The sequence below is a fragment of the Mumia sp. genome (assembly GCF_028803055.1).
Lineage (GTDB): Bacteria > Actinomycetota > Actinomycetes > Propionibacteriales > Nocardioidaceae > Mumia.
Genome location: NZ_JARBCJ010000279.1, coordinates 1 through 2,827, shown reverse-complemented (window position 1 = coordinate 2,827; position 2,827 = coordinate 1). Strand labels below are relative to the sequence as shown.

General features: G+C 70.4%; 2 protein-coding genes and 1 pseudogene. 2 read left to right on the top strand and 1 reads right to left on the bottom strand.

Features of this window, described 5'->3' with window-relative positions; translation table 11 throughout:
• Together PV363_RS17010 and PV363_RS17005 are read left to right on the top strand one after the other, a co-directional pair.
• Positions 1 to 899 (top strand): annotated as a pseudogene (locus PV363_RS17010) (NAD(P)/FAD-dependent oxidoreductase); the annotation flags it as partial.
• A gap of 65 nt (positions 900 to 964) precedes the next feature.
• Entirely contained in the window at positions 965 to 1,795 is an 831-nt protein-coding gene (locus PV363_RS17005; protein WP_220346436.1) for a DMT family transporter, read from the top strand.
• A 4-nt stretch (positions 1,796 to 1,799) separates the two neighbouring features.
• Here PV363_RS17005 and PV363_RS17000 read toward each other — a convergent pair whose 3' ends face one another.
• A complete protein-coding gene (locus tag PV363_RS17000; protein ID WP_301022977.1) occupies positions 1,800 to 2,573 on the bottom strand; it encodes an SDR family oxidoreductase in 774 nt (257 codons plus the stop codon).
• Positions 2,574 to 2,827: the final 254 nt, after the last annotated feature.

Below are 2,827 nucleotides of genomic sequence, written 5' to 3'. Positions count from 1 at the left end.
TCCAGGGCGGCGAGGAGATCCGCGCCGAGGTCGTCGTCTCGGCCGCCGACTTCAAGAAGACGTGGTCTGAGCTGGTCGGCGACCCGCACCTGACCCGCAGGCTGCGGCGCAAGCTGGACGGCCTGGAGATGACGCTGCCGATGTTCGCGGTGTACGTCGCTCTCGACGTCGACCTGCGCGAGCGGGACACCCCGCCGCTCGCCTGGGTGTGGCCGAACAACGACGTCGACGGCTACTACCGCGAGGTCGCCGCGGGTCGCTGCCCCGAGCAGATGCCGGTGGGGATCAGCTGCCCGACGGCCAAGGACCCGGCGGGGACCCACTCGGCGCCTCCCGGCTACTCGACGCTCGAGCTCGTGAGCTGGGCGCCGAAGGACTACGGGTTCTGGAACGTCGAGACGGGCCCGGCGGACGGTGGCAGCTACGGCCGTGACGAGCGCTACCTCCAGCTCAAGGAGGAGCTCACGCAGCGCGTGCTCGACACCGCCGAGCTCATGATCCCCGACATCCGGGAGCGGATGGTCTTCTGTGAGGCGTCCACCCCCATCACCCAAGAGCGCTTCACCCTCACGACCGGCGGCTCCTGCTACGGCATCGCGCCGTTGCTCAAGAACCTCGGCCCGTTCCGTCCGCGGGTCACCACCCACATCCCGGGCCTGTTCCTCGCGGGCGGGAGCACGGAGCACATGTTCGGCATCAACGCCACGATCTACGGCGGGATGGGTACGGCCGGCGCCGTGCTGGGCCGCGACCTCGTCCAGGAGGTCAACGACGGCGCCGTCTTCGTGGATGAGACCCGCCTGACGGAGATCACCGACGACTTCGACCCGCTCCTCGCGTCGAAGCCCGGCTCGGCGATTCGGCGGCCGGTGCGCCGCCGTCCTCGCGCCACCGCCTGAGTCGCCGAGGACGTCGACAACTCCGGCCCTTGTCACATCGCGGCTGATGGTGTCGTCTGACGTGCGTGAGCGTCGTGATCGTGGTCCTGGTGGCAGCCCTCCTGCACGCGACCTGGAGCGCCCTGGCGAAGTCGACGTCCGATCGCGTCGCGGGCTTCGCGGCGATGTCCACCGTCTCGGTCGTCCTCGGGGCGGTGGGCGTCGCCGTCGTGCCCTCCCCGGACCCGAGCTCGTATCCGTACCTGGCGATCTCGGGCGTGCTGCACGTGGTCTACATGCTGCTGATGACCTGGAGCTATCGCGTCGGTGACTTCAACCAGGTCTATCCGCTGGCTCGGGGCACCAGTCCGCTCCTGGTCACCGTCTTCGGACTCCTCTTCCTCCACGAGGTGCCCGGTCGTGGTCAGCTCCTCGGCATCCTGCTGGTCTGCGCGGGGCTGCTCGCCCTGGTGTTCACTCGTTCGCGTCGTCCGGCGCCCGCCTGGCCGGCGGTGGCCTCCGCCGTTGCCACCGGGGTGGCCATCACCAGCTACACGGTCGTCGACGGCCTCGGGGTGAGGAGGGCCGACGCGGTCCTGGGCTACGTGTTCTGGTTGCAGCTGATCATGGGGCTCGGATTCCTGGTCGTGGCAGCGGCTGTCCGAGGGCGGCGCGTGCTGTCGTTCGACCGGACGATCTGGATCCGGGGACTGGGCGGGGGACTGATCGCCACGGCTGGCTACGGTTTGGTGCTCTGGGCACAGACCCAGGCAGATCTCGGCACGGTCGCGGCGCTGCGGGAGACCAGCATCGTCTTCGGTGCCGTGATCGGCGCCGCGCTGCTGCACGAGCCGATGGGCCGGCAGCGCGTCGTGGCCTCCGCCGTGGTGGTCGCCGGCGTCGTCCTGATCGTCTGATCTCCTACGGCTGTGACGGTGGCGCGGCGACGAGCTGCTGGCCTCCGTCGATGTCGAACGTCGCTCCGGTGAGCGCCGGGTTGGTCATGATGTGGACGGCCAGGGCGGCGACGTCCTCCGGCTCGACGACTCTCCCGGTCGGCACCGTCCGCCGCAGCTCGTCGAGCCTCTCCTCGAGTCCGTCCCCGAGGAGCCGTGCCGACAGTGGCGTGTTCACGAAGCCGGCGGCGATGAGGTTCACGCGTACGGGTGCCACCTCGACGGCGAGGCTGGCGGCGAGCGCGGGGAGGGCTGCGGTCATCGCGGACGTCACACCGATCCCGATGCTGGGATGACGGCCTCCGGTCCCGCCCATGAAGAGGAGCGCGCCACCGGGGCGGACCCTGGGTGCGCCGTACCGCGCGATGCCGGCCATGAGCAGCGGGTGGTCCTGCAGCGCCCGTCCCGCCTCGCCGAAGTCGGTGTCCCACAGGGAGGCGTAGTACGGGTTCCCGGCCGTGACCATGACGTGGTCGACCGGCTGCTCGAGGTCGGCGAAGAACCCGCGTACGGCATCGAGGTCGTGGGCGTCGAAGGCGGCTGTCCGCCGGGCACCGACCTCCTCTGCCGCCGCCGCCAGTCGGTCGGCGTCACGGCCGACCAGGAGGACATCGGCTCCCTCGATCCGTGCTTCGCGCGCGGTCTCGAGGCCGATGCCTGCGCTCCCGCCGATCACGACGACGGTCTGATCCAGCAGCCTCCCGCGGCGGGGCGGCGGGTCCTCGGTGTGGGCCGTCATGGGGTCGACTCCTTGGCTCGCCGTTCTTGATCACACGGTCCTCCCGAATCGATGCAGCGGCAAGAGGGTCGTACGGGTTTCCCTTGCGACGCGCGATGTCGATCGACCCCGCGACCGCGGCGCGCGACGCTCATCGCGCGGCAGCCCATCGACTGAAGCTCCTGAACGACCCTCACCGGCCACTGCCGACGGAGGTCTTCGACGACACCGTGAGCATCGGTGCCGGCGACCTGGCCTACGACCTCGACGACCTG